Origin of the sequence: Paraclostridium sp., assembly GCF_051657365.1 — a bacterium.
Lineage (GTDB): Bacteria > Bacillota > Clostridia > Peptostreptococcales > Peptostreptococcaceae > Paraclostridium.
This window is the reverse complement of sequence record NZ_JBOFKN010000101.1, coordinates 25,721-47,523: the sequence shown is the minus strand read 5'-3', so window position 1 is coordinate 47,523 and position 21,803 is coordinate 25,721. Positions and strand designations below refer to the sequence as shown.

Annotated in this window: 17 protein-coding genes, 1 tRNA gene and 1 other RNA gene; 7 read left to right on the top strand and 12 right to left on the bottom strand. The window is 27.9% G+C overall.

From position 1 onward, the window contains the following. Positions 1–3: 3 nt before the first annotated feature. Entirely contained in the window at positions 4–2,646 is a 2,643-nt protein-coding gene (gene polA, locus ACRCYC_RS07430) for a DNA polymerase I (protein ID WP_438618501.1), read from the bottom strand. A gap of 138 nt (positions 2,647–2,784) precedes the next feature. Between polA and ACRCYC_RS07425 the strand changes: the two genes are divergently transcribed. Beyond that, positions 2,785–2,871: transfer RNA gene (locus tag ACRCYC_RS07425), tRNA-Leu, on the top strand. A 42-nt stretch (positions 2,872–2,913) separates the two neighbouring features. Here ACRCYC_RS07425 and nifJ read toward each other — a convergent pair. Then, positions 2,914–6,444: a pyruvate:ferredoxin (flavodoxin) oxidoreductase gene (gene nifJ / locus ACRCYC_RS07420; RefSeq protein WP_438618500.1), complete on the bottom strand. Its 3,531-nt coding sequence runs from the start codon at positions 6,442–6,444 to the stop codon at positions 2,914–2,916. 141 nt (positions 6,445–6,585) lie between these two features. Then, positions 6,586–7,314 carry a hypothetical protein gene (locus ACRCYC_RS07415; RefSeq protein WP_438618499.1) on the bottom strand — a complete coding sequence of 243 codons (729 nt, stop codon included), beginning with the start codon at positions 7,312–7,314 and terminating at the stop codon, positions 6,586–6,588. Between the two features lie 190 nt (positions 7,315–7,504). On the opposite strand from ACRCYC_RS07415, the gene ACRCYC_RS07410 reads away from it, so the two are divergent. After that, positions 7,505–8,425, top strand: coding sequence for a selenium metabolism-associated LysR family transcriptional regulator (locus ACRCYC_RS07410; RefSeq protein ID WP_438618498.1), 921 nt, complete (start codon positions 7,505–7,507; stop codon positions 8,423–8,425). A 20-nt stretch (positions 8,426–8,445) separates the two neighbouring features. Here the strand turns inward: ACRCYC_RS07410 and ACRCYC_RS07405 are convergent, their stop codons facing one another. The 3 genes from ACRCYC_RS07405 to ACRCYC_RS07395 all read right to left on the bottom strand — a co-directional run bounded on the left by ACRCYC_RS07405 (position 8,446) and on the right by ACRCYC_RS07395 (position 11,573). Further along, complete coding sequence (locus ACRCYC_RS07405; protein ID WP_438618497.1) at positions 8,446–9,840, bottom strand: aminopeptidase; 1,395 nt, start codon at positions 9,838–9,840, stop codon at positions 8,446–8,448. 76 nt (positions 9,841–9,916) lie between these two features. Then, positions 9,917–10,135, bottom strand: coding sequence for a DUF896 domain-containing protein (locus tag ACRCYC_RS07400; RefSeq protein WP_438618496.1), 219 nt, complete (start codon positions 10,133–10,135; stop codon positions 9,917–9,919). A 13-nt stretch (positions 10,136–10,148) separates the two neighbouring features. Continuing rightward, entirely contained in the window at positions 10,149–11,573 is a 1,425-nt protein-coding gene (locus ACRCYC_RS07395) for a PLP-dependent aminotransferase family protein (RefSeq protein ID WP_438618494.1), read from the bottom strand. A gap of 116 nt (positions 11,574–11,689) precedes the next feature. Here ACRCYC_RS07395 and ACRCYC_RS07390 point away from each other — a divergent pair, with 116 nt between their 5' ends. The 3 genes from ACRCYC_RS07390 (at position 11,690) to ACRCYC_RS07380 (ending at position 14,521) form a co-directional block, all read left to right on the top strand. Then, positions 11,690–12,496, top strand: a complete 807-nt coding sequence (locus ACRCYC_RS07390) for a histidinol-phosphatase HisJ family protein (protein ID WP_438618493.1) — start codon at positions 11,690–11,692, stop codon at positions 12,494–12,496. Between the two features lie 92 nt (positions 12,497–12,588). Then, positions 12,589–13,911: an oligosaccharide flippase family protein gene (locus tag ACRCYC_RS07385; protein WP_438618492.1), complete on the top strand. Its 1,323-nt coding sequence runs from the start codon at positions 12,589–12,591 to the stop codon at positions 13,909–13,911. Positions 13,912–13,924: 13 nt separating this feature from the next. Next, positions 13,925–14,521, top strand: a complete 597-nt coding sequence (locus tag ACRCYC_RS07380) for a hypothetical protein (RefSeq protein WP_438618491.1) — start codon at positions 13,925–13,927, stop codon at positions 14,519–14,521. A 67-nt stretch (positions 14,522–14,588) separates the two neighbouring features. Here ACRCYC_RS07380 and ACRCYC_RS07375 read toward each other — a convergent pair whose 3' ends face one another. Continuing rightward, on the bottom strand, positions 14,589–15,761 hold the full coding sequence (locus tag ACRCYC_RS07375) for an exosporium morphogenetic protein CdeC (RefSeq protein WP_438618490.1): 1,173 nt from the start codon (positions 15,759–15,761) through the stop codon (positions 14,589–14,591). A 183-nt stretch (positions 15,762–15,944) separates the two neighbouring features. Here ACRCYC_RS07375 and ACRCYC_RS07370 point away from each other — a divergent pair, with 183 nt between their 5' ends. Beyond that, positions 15,945–16,958 carry a hypothetical protein gene (locus ACRCYC_RS07370; RefSeq protein ID WP_438618489.1) on the top strand — a complete coding sequence of 338 codons (1,014 nt, stop codon included), beginning with the start codon at positions 15,945–15,947 and terminating at the stop codon, positions 16,956–16,958. Between the two features lie 32 nt (positions 16,959–16,990). On the opposite strand, the gene ssrS is transcribed toward ACRCYC_RS07370, so the two are convergent. Continuing rightward, a non-coding RNA gene (ssrS, locus tag ACRCYC_RS07365) (6S RNA) lies at positions 16,991–17,177 on the bottom strand. A gap of 85 nt (positions 17,178–17,262) precedes the next feature. Continuing rightward, on the bottom strand, positions 17,263–18,165 hold the full coding sequence (locus ACRCYC_RS07360; protein WP_438618488.1) for a hypothetical protein: 903 nt from the start codon (positions 18,163–18,165) through the stop codon (positions 17,263–17,265). Positions 18,166–18,367: 202 nt separating this feature from the next. Here ACRCYC_RS07360 and ACRCYC_RS07355 point away from each other — a divergent pair, with 202 nt between their 5' ends. Further along, positions 18,368–18,814 carry a hypothetical protein gene (locus ACRCYC_RS07355; protein ID WP_438618487.1) on the top strand — a complete coding sequence of 149 codons (447 nt, stop codon included), beginning with the start codon at positions 18,368–18,370 and terminating at the stop codon, positions 18,812–18,814. A 45-nt stretch (positions 18,815–18,859) separates the two neighbouring features. Here the strand turns inward: ACRCYC_RS07355 and ACRCYC_RS07350 are convergent, their stop codons facing one another. From ACRCYC_RS07350 to ftcD, 3 genes are all read right to left on the bottom strand, one after another. Further along, complete coding sequence (locus ACRCYC_RS07350) at positions 18,860–19,513, bottom strand: cyclodeaminase/cyclohydrolase family protein (protein WP_438618486.1); 654 nt, start codon at positions 19,511–19,513, stop codon at positions 18,860–18,862. Between the two features lie 92 nt (positions 19,514–19,605). Then, the gene (gene hutI, locus ACRCYC_RS07345) at positions 19,606–20,895 is read right to left on the bottom strand and encodes an imidazolonepropionase (RefSeq protein ID WP_438618485.1); all 1,290 of its coding nucleotides are present in this window, start codon (positions 20,893–20,895) and stop codon (positions 19,606–19,608) included. A 5-nt stretch (positions 20,896–20,900) separates the two neighbouring features. After that, positions 20,901–21,794 (bottom strand): glutamate formimidoyltransferase, encoded by an 894-nt coding sequence (gene ftcD, locus ACRCYC_RS07340; protein ID WP_438618484.1) that lies wholly within the window; start codon positions 21,792–21,794, stop codon positions 20,901–20,903. Positions 21,795–21,803 lie beyond the last annotated feature (9 nt).

Genomic DNA, 21,803 nt, shown 5'->3' with positions numbered 1-21,803 from the left:
CACCTACTTCGTTTCATACCAAGAATATCCAATATTTAAATCTACATCCAAATTAACATCCATAGCTACAGCATGTTCCATTTCATCTTTAACTATTCTTGATACTATTTCTACTTCATCTTCACAAGTCTCTATTATAAGTTCATCGTGTACTTGAAGTATTAATTTTGATTTCAAATTATTTTCTTCTAACTTTTTATATACATTAACCATGGCTATTTTTATTATATCTGCAGCACTTCCTTGTATCGGTGCGTTCATAGCTAACCTTTTTCCTAAATTTCTTAAAATTACATTTCCTGAGTTTATTTCAGGTATATATCTTCTTCTATTTAATATAGTTTTTACATATCCATCATTTTTAGCTTCTTCTATTGTACTATCCATATACGTTTTTATATCCTCGTATGTATTTAAGTAGTTATCTATATATGTTTTAGCTTCTTTTACTGATATTTTAAGATTTTGCGATAACCCAAAATCACTTATACCATATACTATACCAAAATTAACTGCTTTTGCAGCACTTCTTTGTTCACTTTTAACATCTTTTATTTCTATTCCAAAAACTTGAGATGCTGTTTTTGTATGTATATCCACATCATGATTAAATGCATCTATCATATGTTCATCCTGACTCATATGAGCTAATACCCTTAACTCTATCTGAGAGTAATCTGCATCAACTAGTTTATATCCATTATCTGCAATAAATACTTTTCTTATATTTCTTCCTAGCTCTAATCTTACTGGTATATTTTGAAGATTAGGCTCTGTAGATGAAATTCTTCCTGTAGTTGTTATTGTTTGATTAAAAGAAGAATGAATTCTATTACTTATAGGATTTATTATATTTATAAGTCCATCTACATATGTTGATTTCAATTTTACAATTTGTCTATACTCAGTTATCTTATCTATTATCTCATGCTTATCTCTTAACTTTTCTAATACTTCAGCATTAGTTGAGTATCCTGTTTTAGTTTTCTTTATAACTGGCAATTGTAATTTTTCAAATAGTATAACCCCTAATTGTTTTGGTGAATTTATATTGAACTCTTCATCAGCAAGTTCATATATTTCTTGTTCTAGTTTTTCTATAGACAATTTAAATTCTGCACCTAACTCAACTAATTTATCTTTATCTACCTTTACACCTTCATATTCCATATAACCTAAAACTTCAACTAATGGCATTTCAACATGATAAAATAATCCATCCATATCCATATCATTTAGCTTTTCTTCCATCTTAGGGCTTACTTTTTCAACAAGATTTATTATGCTACTTATATGTATATCAATCTCTTCTTTATCTAAATCTTCATATTGTTTAGCTTTCACACCTTTTCCTAACAATTCTTCTCTAGATTTTATTTTCTGTCCAAAATAATTCATAGCTATAGAATCATAAGTATAATCAGAACTTCCAGAGTCTATAAGATATTCAGCTATAGATATATCAAAATGCATATTATTCAAAAGTATTTTATATGGTCTTAATGATATATAATCTTCTTTTAACTCATAACCATATTTTCTTATTTCTTCACATTTTAATACTTCTTCTAATTCATGTATTTGTTCTTCATTTATGTAGTATATATCGTCTCCATTAACACTTAAATATATTTTCATTATATTTTTTTCAAGTATATTTCCGCTTTTTCTAATTGTTTTTAATATCAATTTTTTCTTATTTTTTACTTCTTTGATAAATTCAGATAAATCTTCAAGTTTACTTAAGTTCACATCTAACTCTTTAGTTTCACCATCATCATTTAAATCTCCACCTAATCTTGATATCAAGCTATTAAATCCTAATTCATTGAAAACTTCAATTAACTTAGACTTATCATAATCTCCAAACTCTAAATTTTCTAATTTACAATCTACCGGAACATCCCTTATTATTGTAGCTAACCTTTTACTCATTACCGCTAAGTCTTTATTTTCTTCTATCTTTTTCTTTGGACTCCCTTTTACTGAATCTATGTTTTCTATTATACTTTCAATACTTCCAAATTCTTTTATAAGCTTTATACCAGTTACTTCTCCAATTCCTGGCACTCCAGGTATATTGTCAGACTTATCTCCCATAAGACCTTTTAAATCTATAAATTGGGTAGGTGTCATTTGATATTTTTTCATAACTTCATCAAAAGTGTACTCATCCACTTCTCCTACACCTTTTTTTGTTATAAGTGTAGTTGTAGTATGAGATGCTAACTGTATAGCATCTTTGTCCCCAGTAACTATATATACTTTATATCCTTCTTTTTCTGCCTCTAATGATACAGTACCTATTATATCATCTGCTTCGTATCCTTCTAGTTCTAATCTATTTATATTAAACGCATCTAATAATTTTTTTAATGGTTCTATCTGTTGCTTTAATTCATCTGGCATTTTCTTTCTTCCAGCTTTATATTCCTTGTATTCTAAATGTCTAAAAGTAGGTGCTTTTTTATCAAATGCTACACTTATATGTGTAGGTTTATATGTTTCTATTATTTTAAACAACATAGTCGTAAATCCATATATAGCATTCGTATGTAATCCTTGTTTATTTGTCAAGTCAGGTAGTGCATAAAAAGCCCTATTAACTATTGAGTTTCCATCTATTATAACCAAAGTTTTTTCCAAGTATATCACTCCTAATTATTTATCCTTTGTATTATTACCAATTTGTATTATATTTAATATTACCATATTATTGAAAGTATATTAAGGGAAAATATATTGCTAAACACTTTTATTACTGTTATAATAAAGTTATAACAAGCCGGTTTGCTGGAATAGGCAGACGGGGCGGACTCAAAATCCGTTGCTAGCAATAGCGTGTGGGTTCAAGTCCCACAACCGGCACCAATGAAAAAAGAGAATAGATTAATCTATTCTCTTTTTTATTTATTATAATTGTTGAGATAACATTTTATATATTTCATATCTTTCTTTAGCATTTTCTTCTGTTATTTCAAATAATTCTTCAGCTACATCAGGGAATTGCTTAACTATAGCAGAATATCTCACCTGTCCCATTAAGAAATCCCTAAAACTTTCTGTAGGTTCTTTAGAATCTAGTATAAACGGATTTTTTCCTTCTTGTTTCAGATTCGGATTATATCTATATAAATGCCAATATCCACATTTTACAGCTTGTTCCTCATTTGCAATAGTTCTTCCCATACCTTCTTTTAATCCATGTGATATACATGGCGCATAACATATTATAAGTGATGGACCATCATAATTTTCAGCTTCTATTACAGCTTTTATCAATTGATTTTTATCCGCACCTAATGATACTTGAGCTACATATACATTACCATATGTCATAGCCATTCTTCCTAAATCTTTTTTCTTAGTTCTTTTTCCTGCTGCTGCAAATTTAGCCATAGCTGCAACTGGCGTAGCCTTAGATGCCTGCCCTCCAGTATTTGAATATATTTCTGTGTCAAATACTAATACATTTACATCCTCTCCTGATGCAAGTACATGGTCTAGCCCACCATATCCTATATCATACGCCCAACCATCTCCTCCAAGTATCCATTGGGATCTCTTTACTAAATAATCCTCAACTTCTTTTATTTTGTTTACTATACTAGATACTTTTTCATCAGAATAGTTAATATTTTCGATTGCTTTTTGAACGCCTTCTGATGCACACTTAGACTCTTGTCCATTATTTTTATTTTCTAACCAATAATTAAATGCTTTTTTGATTTCATCATCTATATTCATATCTACTAATTCACTTAGTAAGTTTTGTATTCTATTTCTAATTTGTTTAACGCCTAGATACATACCATATCCATACTCTGCATTATCCTCAAACAAAGAATTTGCCCATGATGGTCCTCTTCCTTCATGATTTATAGTATATGGAGTTGATGGAGCTGATCCTCCCCAAATTGAAGAACATCCGGTTGCATTTGCAATCATCATTCTATCTCCAAATAGTTGGGTTACTAGCTTTATATACGGAGTTTCTCCACATCCTGCACAAGCTCCTGAAAATTCTATAAGTGGCTGTCTAAACTGACTTCCCTTAACAGTATTTGGGCTAACTATATCTCCCTTACATGATACTTTAGATACTGCAAACTCCCAGTTTGGAACTTCATTCCCAGTTTGAGTTTCTAAAGGCTCCATAACTAAAGCTTTTTCTTTTGCAGGACATATATCAGCACAATTTCCACAACCTGTACAATCCATTGTGTCAACTTGCATTCTATATTTTAAATTTTCAAACCCTTTACCTATAGCTTTTTTAACTGTAAATGTTTCGGGAGCTTGAGTTACTTCTTCTTCATTTAATAAAAATGGTCTTATACAAGCATGTGGGCATACATAAGCACATTGGTTACATTGAATGCAATTTTCTAATATCCATTCAGGAACATTAATTCCTACGCCTCTCTTTTCATACGCTGCCGTTCCATTAGGGAATGTTCCATCTTCTATACCATTAAATGCACTTACTGGTAAATCATCCCCTTCTTGCGCATTCATCGGTCTTAGTATATTCTTTATAAATTCCGGTTCATTTACAGTTTTATCTTTATCTTTTGCCATTTTCCATGAATCTAAAATCTCTATTTTAACAATAGAATTCATTCCTTTTTCAACAGCTTCGTAGTTCATATTTACTACTTTTTCACCTTTTTTACCATAAGCTTTTTTTATAGAATCTTTTAAATGTTCTTTAGCTTCTTCTGTTGGTATTATTTCGGCTAATTTAAAGAACGCAGACTGCATTATCATATTTATCCTATTTCCAAGACCTATTTCCTGAGCTATTTTAGTTGCATTGACAGTATAGAACTCTATATTATTTTCAGCTATATAGTTCTTAATTCTATCTGGTAGATGACTCTCTAATTCTTTTTGGTCCCAGATACAGTTAAGTACAAATACTCCGCCTTTTTTAAGTCCTTTTAATAAATCATATTCATTTACATAAGATTGATTATGACAAGCTATATAATCAGCTTCATCTATTAAATATGTTGATTTTATAGGTTGTTTTCCAAATCTTAGATGAGACATAGTTATTCCACCAGATTTTTTAGAATCATAAGCAAAATATGCTTGTGCAAACATATCTGTATTATTTCCAATTATCTTTATTGCTTGTTTATTAGCTCCTACAGTACCATCTGATCCTAATCCCCAAAACTTACATCTTATAGTTCCATCTTGACTTATTTTAAAACTTCTATCTACTTCTATTGATCTATTAGTTACATCATCATCTATTCCTACTGTAAAATTATTTTTAGAGTTTTCGCATTTTAAATTATCATATACAGCTTTTATGTCCGCAGGTGTTGTATCTTTTGATCCTAATCCATATATTCCACCTATTATCTTTGGAGAGTTTTCACATTCATAAAAAGCTGATTTTACATCTAAATATAGTGGTTCGCCTATAGAACCCGGTTCTTTAGTCCTATCTAATACACAAATTTTTTCTACACCTTCTGGTATAACCTTCATAAAGTGTTTTACTGAAAATGGTCTATATAAATGAACTTTCACTAATCCATATTTTTCTCCTTGAGAATTTAAATATGTTATAGTTTCTTCTATCGTTTCTGTTACAGAACCCATAGCTATTAATATATATTTGGCATCTTCTGGTCCAAAATAGTCAAATAAACCATGTGGTCTCCCTGTTAAACTACTCATTTTATCCATATAATCTTCAACTATAGGTACAATATCTTCATAATACTTATTAGAAGCTTCTCTAGTTTGGAAATATATATCAGGATTTTGTGCTGTCCCTCTTGTAACTGGATGATTAGGAGATAAAGCTCTGTTTCTAAACTCTTGTAATGCTTTTTTATCTATTAATTTTTCATAATCTTCATAATCTAAAACTTCTACTTTTTGAATTTCATGTGATGTCCTAAAGCCGTCAAAAAAGTGAATAACTGGCAATCTTCCCTTTATGGCCGCTAAATGAGCTACAGGCGCTATGTCAGCTACTTCTTGAACTGAACTTGATGCTAATAAAATACAACCAGTCTGTCTTGCAGCCATAACGTCTTGATGATCTCCAAATATAGATAAGGCCTGTGATGCTATTGCTCTAGCGCTTACATGAAACACTCCAGGTAATAATTCTCCTGCTACCTTATACATATTTGGTATCATAAGTAATAACCCTTGAGATGCTGTAAATGTAGTTGTCAATGCTCCAGATTGAAGTGACCCATGGAAAGCACCTGCTGCACCTGCTTCTGATTGCATTTCAACTACACTAACTTTTTGACCAAATATATTTTTTCTACCTTGAGCTGACCATTCATCTACAACCTCTGCCATCGTAGATGATGGTGTTATTGGATATATTGACGCAACGTCAGTAAAGGCATACGCAACATGTGCAGCAGCCGTATTTCCATCTATAGTAATTATTTGTTTACCCATCTATTAAACCTCCTAATTTACCTTTATTAGCATATGTATTTTAAGCTCTACTCACCTTTAAGTATTATTTACAATATTTAATTTATATATACTAATACAAATAAACTAAAAAATACTCTCTATAAATATAGAGAGTATTTTTTAATTTGATAGATTTACTAATGAATTTACTAATGATGCTTCTGAAACTTGTGCTATATCAGTAATTTTTCTATTTTGCTCAGTTATTGAAATGATATATTTTAAATTTTCTTTAGTGTTATCTAAAATATAATAATTTATAATTTTAGATTTATCTTTATTATAAGCTACTGCATTTGGAATATCTAAAGCAGTGTTTTGAATAAGATTTTCAATATTTTTGCCTTTATAGTCTTTTAGTTCATTCTCTTTTATGTTTTCTGTATTTATATACCCTTGATTATTATATAAATCTACTACAATATCAGCTGATTTTAAAGATTCTGGAACATCTTCAAATCCAGATGATGTTCCTACAAATTCATTACTTTCAACATCAACTACTTTATTTTTTTCTATATCTATATATAGAGCACTACTTTCATAACCTTCCTTTGGATAAACCAGCTCTAAGTTTAATTCACTTAAAAGTTGTTGTGAATCTAAACCTTTGTAATTTTTATAATCCTCAGTATTTATATAATATGTTGTCAAGTATGGTTTCCCCATGTTATTTATCACATATTCGTAATCTTTTCCCATTATCTCACTTATATCATTTTGAACTTTTGTTATATTTTTTTGTTGAGTTGCTTTATCTATCTCTTTATCTTTTTTGTTGTTCATACTGCATCCTGAGAATATTAGTATGGAAATTAGCACAATGCTAATTATCTTAAAATTCTTCATACACTAATCCTCCTAAATTTACTTATACTTAATTATATATTATTTTGCATCTTTAAATAACACATATTATCATATTGTAATATTTTTGTAAAACTTCTTATTTGAAATTAAGTTGGCTTTATATTTTTTATAACTATGAATTAGTATGATATAATAAATAATGATAAATTTAGGGGGAGGACATTTTTTTATGGATTTAAAACAACTTGAAGTTTTTGTAGCAGTTGCAAAATATAATAGTTTTTCTAAGGCTGCCAAAGAACTATTTCTTACACAACCTACAGTTAGTGCCCATATTCAAAATCTTGAAAAAAATCTTGATACAGTATTAGTAAATAGAAATAATAAAGTAATAACTCTTACGAAAGCTGGTGAAATTTTATATGAACATGCTATTTATATATTAAATAATTGTAAAAAAGCAGTTTATGATATAAAGGAATATAGTGGTAAGATAGAAGGTGTGATAGATATAGCCTGCAGTTCTATCCCCGAAACATATATACTTCCTGATTTTTTAAAAAACTTCTATGGTGCTTATCCTAATGTACAATTTAGTATAAGCCGTTACGATTCTCAAGATGCTATATCAGAAATTTTAAACGAACGTATTAGTTTTGGTTTTGTGGGTTCTAAGGTTAATAACAAACAAATTGAATATGTAGACTTAATTGATGATGAACTTGTTTTAATAACTCCAATTGATTTAATTATAGAAAATGAAAATAATTATATTGATATAGAAAAGCTTAACAATTTAAAATTTATAATGAGAAAAGACGGTTCTGGAACTCAAAGTATTGTAATTAACAAACTTAAGTCTCACAAAATTCCAGTTAATAATTTAGATACTATAGCTTATGTAGAATCTAATGAATCTATAAAAGAAATGGTTAAATTAGGTCTAGGTGTATCTTTTGTATCTTATAATTCTGTTATAGACTATGTAAACTTACACAAAGTAAGATTTTATAAAATTAAAAATATAGACTTTGACCGAAAATTTTATTTTATATATTCAAAAAAGAAAGCTTTTACCCCTTTAGAATATAAGTTTTTAGATGGAATATGTGATTATTTTAATATAAATATACAAAAAAAAGATAAGTGATTTCTCACTTATCTTTTTTTTTATGCTTCTAATGTATAAAAAGCCTTATATCCTTTATACATTTCATATATATCTGCTTTAGATACTATTTCGTATGGAGCATGCATATTTAATACTCCCACTCCACAGTCTATTACTTCTGCACCATATTCAGCTAATATATAAGCGATTGTTCCACCGCCACCTTGGTCTACTTTACCAAGTTCTGATATTTGCCAAACAACATTAGCTTTATCAAATATTCTTCTTACTTCTGCTGCAAACTCTGCATTAGCATCATTGCATCCACCTTTTCCTCTTACACCTGTGTATTTAGTTAATGCAACTCCATGTCCCATAAAACATGAATTTCTCTTATCTAAAACATCTGGGTATGTTGGATCAAATCCAGCTGAAACATCAGCTGATAATACCTTTGAATTAGCCATCGCTCTTCTAACTTTAAGTTCACAGTAGTTTCCTTCTAAATTTATAAGTTCAGCTACTGTATTTTCAAAGAATTTTGAATGCATTCCTGTATTACCTTGAGATCCTACTTCTTCTTTATCTACACATAATGCAACAGCTGTATATTTTGGATTTTCAATATCAAATATAGATTTTACTGCAGCATAAGAACATACTCTGTCATCATGTCCATAAGCCATAACCATAGCTTTATCAAATCCTAAATGTCTAGCTTTTCCAGCTGGTATAATTTCTATCTCAGCAGTTAAAAAATCTTTTTCAGTCATGTTGTATTTTTCATTTAATAATCTTAATACATTAGCTGAAACTGCGTCCTTTTCTTCACCTTCTAGAGGCATATGTCCTATTAAAAGATTCAATCCTTCACCAGTTACACCTTCGCCTAATTTCTTTTGCATTTGATCAGCTGCTAAATGTATTAGCAAATCTGTTATACAAAATACTGGATCATTGTCATCTTCACCTATGCATATATCAACTTTTGTTCCATCTTTTAATATAACAACTCCATGTATTGCAAGTGGTAATGCTGTCCATTGATATTTTTTAATTCCACCATAGTAATGAGTCTTTAAAAGAGCCATATTTCCATCTTCATATAATGGATTTGGTTTTAAATCTATTCTAGGAGCATCTATATGACCTCCAACTATTCTCATTCCATTTTGTAATTCTTCTTGTCCTATTACAAATAATGCTACACCTTTATCTTTATTACCTGCATATATTTTGTCCCCTGCAGCTATACTTCCTTTTGACATAGCTTCTTCTACTGATATGTATCCATTTTCTTTAGCTTGTCTTATTATTTCTCTAGCTGAAGTTCTTTCAGTTTTTCCTGCATCTAAAAACTTCATATACTCATTTGCATAATTCATAACTGTGTCTAGCTCTTTGTTTTCATTAATTTGATTCCACGCATTTTTAAATTCATGTCTTAAACTCATATTAAATACACCCTTTCTTGTAAAAATTCCCTTGTGATAATTATAGCACAATTATATAAATAGATTAGTAAATTTTCTAGTTCTTTTTGTTTTTCATTGCTTCTTCATATTCTTCTGGTGAAACAACTTTTATATTCTCAAGTCTTGATCTAAAATGACCTCTAAAATGCTCTAGGTATTCTTTTCTTAAATTTTCTCTTTCTTTGTGTTCTTCTTCATTTAGACCTTCACCTTTGTGTTTTTTTGCTAACTCATTTATTCTGTTTAGTTTATCTTTATCAAATTCATTGTTCATTTTATAATCACTCCTAAAAAAATAATTTATTTTCTTTAAATTCTTCTATATTTTTATAATCTCTTAAAAATTCATCTAAACTTTCGTATATTATATTTATTCCCTTTTCTATTTCATATAAACTAGGTTGTGCTATATTTATTCTAAAAAATCTATCATCTATTGCGGTATCAAAAAAATGACTGCCTGATAAAACAGATACTCCTTTTTTTAACATAAAAGAACTAAACTCCTTAGATGAATAACCTCTAGGCAACTCTAAAAAGAAATTTATACCTCCTGATGGTAGTTTTAATTTTAATTTATTACATAGTTTTTCATCTATACACTTTGATGCTAATTTAAATTTTTCAGTATATGCGAATTCTATTTTTTTTATATAATCATTCCAATCAAAATTTTTCATATAATGATACATTGACCTTTGAATAATTCCTGATGTTGAAATATCTGAAGAATATTTAGCCCATAAAATTTTTTTTAAAATTTCACAAGGCATCTCAACTAGTCCTATTCTAAGACCTGGCATAAGTATTTTAGAAAAACTTTTAATATAAATCACTCTACCTTTATCATCATAACTCCTAAGTGGATAGTGCTCATATGAATCAAATTTCAAATCACTCATAAAATCATCCTCTAGTATATAAAAATCATATTCTTCAGCTAATTCTATAAGCTTTTTCTTTTTATACGATGAGTAAGTTATTCCTGTTGGATTTTGATAATTAGGCATTGTGTAAAATATTTTAGGTCTTAACTTTTCAAGCTTTAACCTTAGTATGCCTATATCTATTCCATCTTCTAACATCGGTACACTTATTATTTTAGCACCTCTATTTTTAAATACCTCTAAGGCTCCACTATATGTAGGCTCTTCAACGAAAACTAAATCTGAATAATTGATTATTCCTTTACACACGATGTCTATACCTTGTTGAGCTCCAGAAATTATTTGTATATTATCTTTTTCAGTTTTTATATTTAGATTTTCTAAATAATTCACTAGCATTTCTCTTAATTTTATAAATCCTAATCCATCGTCATATTCAAATATTGAGTGTCCTTCTTGTTCTAAAGCCATATTTATAGATTCTTTAAAATCATCAATAGGAAACATATCTATAGCTGGATTTCCATTATCAAACCTTATAACCCCATCCATAGAAATTTTTCTGTCCTTATTAACATTTCGCTTCGAATCAGATACAAAGGTTCCACTACCTATATTTTTATATACATAACCTTCTTTTTCTAATAACTCATATGCTTTTACAATAGTAGTATTGTTAACTTCTAATTCTTTCGCTATTGTTCTTATTGGTGGAAGTTTTTTATTTTCTTTTATATCCGCTTCTATAATCATACGTTTTATATGATTATAAATTTGTAAATATTTAGGACTGTCTTGACTTATCTTAAATTTATAATTATCCATTTTATCCCCACTTAAAACGATATTGTTAGTACATACCTTTATTGATGCACGTAAATATATTTGATATTATTATGTATATATAATACCAAAATTTATAAAAAAAGGGGATAGTAATTATGTATTACGACTATCATATGCATTCAAATTTCTCTGGAGATAGTAAAACAGACATGGAGGACATGATAAAAAGGTCTATAGATTTAAATTTAAAAGAAATATGTTTTACAGATCATGTAGACTACGACATAATAAGCGATGTTGAATTTGAAACTGATTATAATGCTTATTTTGAAAAAATCAATATGCTTAAAAGCAAATATAATGGTGATATAATTATAAAAAAAGGCATTGAAATGGGTGTTCAGCCTCATATACTAAAAAAGTGCTCTGATGATATAAATAGTTACCCTTTTGATTTTGTTATTTGTTCTATGCATGCAATTGATAAAGTTGATTTATATAATGGAACTTTTTTCAATGATAAAAGTCAATTCCAAGCTTATGAAAAGTACTATGAAACATTATATAGCATAGTTAAAAACTACAATGATTATTCTGTTTTAGGACACTTAGACTTAATAAAACGCTACGGAGACTTTAAATCAGAACTTGATGATAAGCTTTTTTATGATATTTTAGAAGCTATATTAAAAGAAACCATTTATAATGGAAAAGGTATTGAAATAAATGCATCTTGCTTTAGATACGGACTTAAAGATTTAACTCCATCTACTAAAATACTTAAAATGTATAAAGAACTAGGCGGCGAAATCATAACAACTGGTTCAGATTCTCATATTCCATCTCAAGTTGCATATAATTTTAACTATATTTACAATAAGTTAAATGAACTTGGTTTTAAATATATAACTAAATTCGATTCAATGAATCCAAGTTTTATAAGTATCGAAAATTTAATTTAAAAATGAAAAAATAACTTCTATAAATTTATAGAAGTTATTTTTTCATTTTTAGAACTTAATTTGAATATAACTTAAGATAGGAGGTGCTGTAATTGAAAATTCCTAATCTTGTATATTCAACATTGATACTTTTTATATCTAATTTTATAGTTAGAATAATCGGATTTTTATATAAGATTTTTTTATCAAATAATTTATCTGAAATTCACTTAGGTATTTATCATCTTGTGTTTAATATTTTAATGATTTGTATAGCAGTTACTACAACAGGAATTCCTACTGCGCTTAGTTGCTTAGTTGCTAGAAAAAAAGCATTTAATGATAAACATAGCACCAATACACTCTTTATCTCCGCAATATATATATCCTTTTTTATAGCAGCTTTAATTTCAATATTTATAGGTGTTAATTCTAATTATTTATCCTCTACAGTTTTACATAGCAATGACATGTCTATATTTATATTAGCCATATGCCCTGCTATAATAGCTATAACTTTATCAAACGTAGTTAGAGGCTACTATTATGGCATTAAGAAAGTTAATACACCTGCTATATCTCAAATATTAGAACAAATTTCTAAAATTTTATTTGTTTATTTAATAGTTAAAAATTTTAGAGATCCTAACTTAATTTGCTTATCCGCTATAATAGGTATATCCATAGGTGAATGTATTAGTTTAGTTTTTTTAACTTTCAACTTAGCGAAAAAACCTTATATAGATAATAAATACACTATAAATATAAAAGAATTTGTATCAGCATCTTATAATACCGTTAAAATGTCTTTACCTATAACTTGTAATCGTATGTCTAATATTATACTTAACTCAGTTAGTTCGATGATAATTCCATCTAGATTAACACTTTCTGGAATTACCTATTCTAATGCTTTAGGCATTTACGGTACAATATCTGGAATGGTATTTCCATTTATTTATCTTCCATTTATGCTAGTTTCTGCTCTTGTAGTAAATATAATTCCAAATATATCTTTAGATGTATCTAGAAAAAATATATCTGCTATTAAAAGTAAAATATGCTTCTCTATTGTACTTACGCTAGCCATGGGAATTTTTTGTTCCTTTTTATTTTATTTTTTCGGACAAAAATTATGTATTACTGTATTTAATAATGAACTTGCAGGTATTTATCTGAAATATATGTGTTTAGTTCCACTTTTCTTAAGCTTAAATCACATACTTTCAGGAATTTTACATTCTATAGGTAAAGAGTATCTGTCTAGTCTCATAGGTATCTCTTATATGATTGTTCAGACTATCTGCCTTTACTTTATATTACCTATCCCTAATATAGGCTTAGGCGGTTATATAATAATCTTAACAGTTATTCCTTTTTTAGCTTCTTTAAGTAATATATATGTGTTACTTAAATATTTAAAATCATTAAAATAAGGTGGTTATAAATATGATTATTTTAAATTCTACATATAATTCTTGTTTTTGCTTTTTTAATAAAAATAATTGTTTATATATTAAAAATGATTCTGGAGATATGAAAAAATTGTCTAGCAATATATATACTTACTCAGCTACCATAGACAATATCAATGTTATTCATATATGCTTTATAGATTTGAAAGGTTTTTTTAATTATTGTATATATGAAGATAATAATTTATTAAGTATATCAAAATTAAAATTAAACGGTGCTGTAAAAAAAAATAAAAATCTATCTTTGTATATTTTAAATAATTCATTGAATGTATTTTTTGCTAAACACTTAAATCATAATACTTATAATATACATCATCTACATTATAATTTAAAAACTTATGATTTATCATATAATATAATCAATGATGTTTATAAATCTAATAATTCAATTTATAAAGTTAAAATTTCTAATAATGAAATTATATGTTCTTACAATAACACTCCAACAGGTGAAGTTAACATTCAATCTGTAATCTTTGATAACTTAAGCAAATCTTGGTTAAAATTCTCAAATACGAAAATTAATAATCTTTTGTTTAATTATTACGATAGCATAAAATATGAATAACGATAAAAAGAGCATTGATTTTATCAATGCTCTTTTTATCGTTATTCATATAAGTGTATATAATTTACTACTTGCACTTATGATCGTTGTCATCACATTTGCCTGTAAATTGTGAAAAATCACAAACACTACCAAATGTATCTACTAATCTAGGTTTTATTCTTGTTGGATCACCTAGAACTACGATTTGTTCTTCTATTAATGCACTAACTACACTTTGTAAGCAAAGTACAAGGTCTATTCCATTAGGTATTTCTAATTCATAGCAAGGCTTGTTATTTACTATTTCTTGAGTTATTATCCCTTTACCTATACAGTCAACTGTTAACTGTGTTTGGAAATCTTGTCTCAACGTAAATCCTCTTCCGTCTGCTGGTACTACTAAGTCGCTAGATAAAGTATTGAAGTAGAATACTACACAATTTGAATCATCACATTTTGAATCACACTTACTACATGGTGTAGCTATAGCTGTGAATTCAGAACATCCAAATCGTCCTGTTAATTCTATTTCTAAGTCATAAACAATTACACTTAATCCTTTTTGTTTATATGCTACATTTTGACCCAAACACTTTTCATTGCAACATCTATTTAATTGACCACAAACATTGTATTCAAAAACTGATTTACATTTCTCTGGCTTATTATCAACTTTTTCAACCTTTAATTGCTCTAATGATGTCGTTCCTGGATTTATTTTTATAGTTGAATAGTTTATACATACTTTTTCTATTGTTACATTAGTTTGAGTAGTTCTTGGTAATGGACCACATAAGTTTCCTAATTCATATTTAAAGTTTAAATCATCGCCGTTTAATTTTTTACCATCTGTAAATACTCTAAACATTATAGTATCGTATATTCTATTTGTTTCTATAGGATATAGCATTGCTTGTGATATTGAAAACTTAGGTGGAGTTAAAGGATGACTACATTCTTCTTGACAAGGGTTTGGGAAGCAATTTTCTGTACAATCATCTTCTTTGCAGTTACAGCAACCTGTGTTACCTCCGCAATTGTGTTGATGTTCATTACAATCGCATTTACACTCACATTCACACTCACATTGTATATATGGGTTGCATTGTGGCTTGTTACATCCATTTGGTTTACATCCTCTGTTTAAATCATCTTCTATTTCATTAGTGTCTATATAGCTACTACTATTTTCTATATTTTGAGTAGGCTTTATTACTCTTTTGCTAACAACTTTCTTAGCTCTCATTAAATCCTTCATTCAGTTTTGTCCTCCCCTTTGATTGTCTTCTTAAAATACAGGCTCTTGATTATGCCTAATTAATAATATGCATGTATTTTATTAATTGTTACTTAATTACTCTTATATTAATTAATTCTTGATAGAATAAATTTTTCTTCGATTAATATACATTTATTAAGCAATTATTTTAAGGAGGTTCTTATGGGGTTTTTTAATGAATGCACCTACATATTAAGAAAAACTAATAAAGATATGATACTTGTCAAATCTGAAGATAAATTAACTTATAGTTATTTTAAAAATAGCGATTCTTGCACTTTTTCTGAAAATCTTACTCTTTTTCCAATAGATTTTTCTAATTATCATTTTGATATAGATGCTAACGATGTAGCCTATGGAATATTTGTAGACAGTTCAATAAATATTTTAAAATTTAACAATAATAACAATAAATTTTCACTTATTCATAAAATTAGCTATGACAATAAAAACTTCGCTATAAATTTTCCATACATTAAATATGTAAACGATCAAATACATATTATTTACTACTTAACCAGTAGAAATCATCCTACTACTATACTATTTCATCATTACAACGATGGTTATAAGTGGATTGAAAATAAAATAGATTTTATAAATCTCCCTCTACTCGATAACTTTGTAGTTTGTTTTAACAATAGTATTGCAAATATATTTTACTTTAAAGAAAGTAAAGATTTCCCACAAATATATACTTCATCTTTTTGCTTAAATAGTCTAAGTTGGAATAAACCCTTACAAATTACAAATTCTTATACAAATAAAATTTACTTATCAATTTTAAAAGATAAGCTAAATTTTTATCATCTTGCGTTTTGCGATAAAAGTGATGGTAAATATTTCATAAGATATTTAAATGGATATTTAAATAATAATAATTTTGAAGAAATGATAAATACAACTATAAATACGCCATCTATATATTTATTTCCATCTATAGTAAAGTATAATTCTGATATATTTATATCTTATGTTAATGAAAATATACTTTATACTCGCTCTTCTAAAGATTTAGGTGAGACTTGGAGTGATAGTATAGAAGATTGTAATAGTATTAATGATAAGTTTATTAGAGGATATCTAAGATCAAACTACTGTAATGACTTAGATTATACTTCTAGTTGCTTATTTATAAGCAAAAATCCATTTGGTATATTAGGTAATTTTGTATAATAAAAAAAGTATTGTGAAAACACAATACTTTTTTTATTCCCAAAACACCGATGGCCCTCTAAATTCAGACCCGAGAATCTCCCAGGTGGGTGTACTACTAGCAGTTTTTAACTTCCCCCATAATTATGAAGGGGCATGTTATACACCACTAGACTCATACTCCCATTCAAACTTTGTCGGTTGAATTTAAATAAGCACTGTCGCATGCCTCAGGATTTCATATTTTTATTATATAATAAATTTTCAAATTTTGAAAGGATTTTTATTTAGCAAATTAATCATTTTTTTTCTCTTTTTCAACTTTTTACTTGTTTATTCTCACATAATCATCATCAATATACTCATCTGACTCATCTTCAATCTCATAATACTCTTCATTTTCGAAGTATTCTTCTTCAAAATCATCATATATATCTTCTTTTATATCAGTGTAACAATTTTTATTATTTTTTACACTTTTATTACTTTTATTATCAGTTCTTAAAAGTCCACCTAAAAGTTTTAAATTACTTAAACTCCCCAAATTATTTATACTAGCTAGTGAGCTTAAGCTAAATCCAGTTCCACTTTCCTCTCCTATATCATCTGGCAAAAATAATTCTGCAAAAAGCTCTATTTTCTTTTTCATATCCATAGCTTTTTCTACTGACTCTTTTTTACTTTCTGGAAAAACTTCTAATATTTCTTTTATCATCATATTTTTCTTATCAGCTTCTTCCATACTTCTAAAAAAATCTGATTCATCTTCATCATCTATCATATCTACATTGCTAAGTTTTTTTATTCCTCTAACTAAATCTAATACACTTTCCATTTTTACAAGAACTTTTTTTTCATCTCTATCCATATATTTTTTAGTTCTCGTTATGATTTCTAATCCTCTATCTAAATCATCATCACTTAATTCTAACATTTTCATGCCTTTATCCAAATCATTAATACTAAAACTAGATATATCTTCTATAGTTTCTTCAATGTCTACTATGTTTTTTTCATCTTCTATATTATCATTTTCATCTGATTTTTTAGGTCTCAACTTATTTTTCAATTTTATTTTATTATTTTTATTTAATCCTTTAGACCTCATATAACCATCTTCTGTATTCATATCTATATCACTATATTTACTTTTATTATTATCTAACAAAGATATATTACCATTGCTAAGCGCGATCATCCCTAATATAAATAGTAAATTGTTCACCATTAGTCACCCCTTACTATATACTACTCCTAATATATAAACTATGTTTTATTTACTATTGTTGTTACTTTTTTTATAAGTTTGCATATATATTATTTATAAGTATTTTTTATTTTTCATATTATTAATCATAATTTAACTTCTACTTGCTATATATAAATAATATGAATTTAATTAAATATATATTATTGAAAGAGGTGTTTTTATGAAAAAAATAGATAAAGAAGCTATGGAAAAATTTGCACAGGATAAAAACATAGATAAAAACAAAATTGAAGAAATAGCAAATGGTTATAAAGATAAATCTGAAGATGAACTTATGGATGAGCTTGTTAAGATAGGAAAGACACTTCAAGGAAAAGAAGAAGTTGTTGAAAAATTCAAGGCTTTCTTAGATGAAAATCAGAGAAAAAAAGTTGATAGCATAATGAATAAAATATCTAATTCTGAAGCTCAAGAAAAAATCAGCAATAAAAAATCTAAAAAATCTAAATCTGATCAAACAAAAAAAGAGTCTTCTAATAAAAAATCAAATAAATCAGAACATCAAAAAACTTCTAAGTCTCCTAAATCAGAACATGTCGATGAGTCAAATAAACCTAATAAAAAAATGAAAAAAATAATAAAAAAGGTTAAGAAAAATGAAGCTTAATTAATTTTATAATAAAAAATGTAACCTATAAATAGGTTACATTTTTTATGCCTTTACAGGTTCAAGCTTATTATGTATTTCTTGAATAATACTTTCCTTTAAAAATCTTGCTCTATCTAATAATTGATTACACTTCATAAAATATTCATTTACCATTACTTCATCTTCTAATCCTAATAGATTAACTTTAACATTTAATATAGCACCTTCAATTCCACTATACATCAGTAATGTTCCCACTCCAATATCTGTTATAGCATTTTGATTACCATATCTAGATATATAACTTATTAGCTCTAAGGCTTCTAAAGATACTGTAGCTGTTTTAAATGGAACTTCTATAGAAAATCCAGTTGCACATTTTATAGCTACTTTTCTTGATTCCTTTTCTTCTTCTGTTTCTTTAGGCATTTTTAAAGCTTTCATATATTCTTCAAATGATTCAGTATCCTTATCTACTAACAACATTAGTTCTTCTCTTATATCACCTAATTTATTAAATTTTTCTGTAAATTCTATCCTTATTGTTTCATCTAAATTTTCATATTTTTTCTTTCCAAAGCTTAAATTCGCCATCATTCTCGCCAAACTCACACCAATATTTGAAGCTAATGCCGCGACGGACCCCCCACCTGGAGCAGGTGAATTTGAGTCTACCTCTTTAGAGAAATCCTCTACTGTCATTTCAACTAATTTCATATATTCTCCCCCTTTGTAAATGTATATTTATTAATTATATAAACTTTTAAATTAAGTACATATAATTCCATATAAAAATATGTTTATATAAATTAATTTAATACATATTCGCAATCTTGATCTCTTAAAATTTGTTTATTAGAAACAACTAACTTTCCACATTTATAAACATCCGATGTGTGATTTATTCCAAAGTGATACATTAAATATTCTATATTTGGTGCATCAAATATTACTAAGTCAGCTTTCTTACCGATTTCTATAGATCCAATACTCTCTTGTCTATCTATTGAATATGCGGCATTTATAGTAACTGCACTCAATACTTCACTAGGTGTCATTTTAAGTCCTAGACATCCTAATTGCATTACAAATTGCAAATTTTCACTTGGGCAACTCCCTGGATTATAATCACTAGATAACGAAACAGCTACTCCTGAATCTATCATTTTTCTACTATTTGCATATGCTTTATTCAAATTAAAAGATGTTCCAGGAAGTATATTAGCTATTACCCCACTTTGAGCCATTTCTTTAATTCCATCTTCACTAGCTGCCATTAAATGATCAGCTGATATACATCCAACTTCTGCTGAAAGTTCAGCTCCACCTAATGATACAATTTCATCTGCATGTATTTTTAATTTATAACCTAACTCTTTAGCTTTTAAAAATATCTTTCTAGTTTGATTAATATTGAATACTGCATCTTCACAAAATACATCACAAAATTCAGCTAAATCTAATTCTTTAATTTTTGGCATCATATCATTTATTATTATATCTACAAATTCATCAGAATTTTCTTTATACTTCATAGGAACAGCATGAGCTCCTAAAAAAGTATTCACTATATCTATGTAGTGATTTTTATTTAACTCTTTAGCTACTTCTAACTGTTTTATCTCTGTTTCTAACTCTAAACCATACCCACTTTTAGCCTCTACAGTAGTCACTCCAAATTCTAACATTCTGTCTAAGCTTTTATTAGCTTTATTATATAAATCTTCAAAACTAGCATTTTTTGTTGATGTTACTGTACTTAAAATTCCTCCACCGCTTTTTAATATATCTAAGTATGGAACTCCATCTAGCTTTTTAGCAAATTCATTTTCTCTACTACCACCATGTACTAAGTGAGTATGGGAATCAATAAGCCCAGGTGTAACTAATCTGCCATTCGCATCATGTATTTGTGTTTCTTCATTTACTAAATGATTATATCCATCTCCAACTCCTATATCGTAAAATTTACCATCTTTTATTGCTACATATGCATTTTCTATTATTTCTATATTATTCATAGCCTCACCTATGAAAGGCGAATCGCCTTTCATAGTAGCTAGTTTACCTATATTTTTTATAATTAAATTAACATTCATAGTTTCTACTCCATTAAACTAGTCTCTAGAACTTTATCTAAAGAGAAATTTTCAAGCCCTAAGTAATAAGATGCGCAATCAACTAAAGCTTCCATAGGACAAAGACCTACTATCTCACTTCCTGTAATATTTACACCATATCTTCTCGCTTCCATTTTTACAGCTTCATACGCTCTATACATAGCAGTCTTTGTATAATCAGTTAAGTTCATAGTAACTTGAGTTATTCCTCTTTCTGGTATTTCTACTGGACCTGCCTTTATAAATCTATAGCCTCCACTAGACTGTCTTATAGTTTTTGCTATATTCGTAGCAATTTCTATATTAGGAGTATCTAAGTTTATATTGTAAGCTATTAATGGTTTTCTAGCCCCTATAGCTATTGCCCCTGCTGTTTTATGCTTTTTAGCTTGTCCAAAATCTGGTGCCCAATTCGAATCTTCAAACTTTTGATCTAGTCCTTCATACTCACCCTTTCTTACCTTTGCCAAATTCTCTCTTTCTGGATTTGATGCAGCACTCTCATACAAAAATACTGGTATATCATATAATTTAGCTACTTCATCACCTAATTCTTTTGCTAGTTCTACAGCTTCATCCATAGACATTCCTTTTATAGGTATAAATGGACAAACATCAGTAGCTCCAAATCTAGAATGTTGCCCTTTGTGAGTATTCATATCTATAACATCTCTAGCTACCCCTATAGCTTCTAAAACTGCTTTTTTAACTGCTTTAGGTTCTCCTATAACTGTAACTACAACTCTATTGTAATCTTTATCTGCTTCATAATTTAAAAGTTTAACGCCTTCTTTTCCTCTAAGCGGTGAAACTATTTTCTCTATTTTCTCTAAATCTCTACCTTCACTAAAATTTGGTACACATTGTACTATAGCCATATTAATATT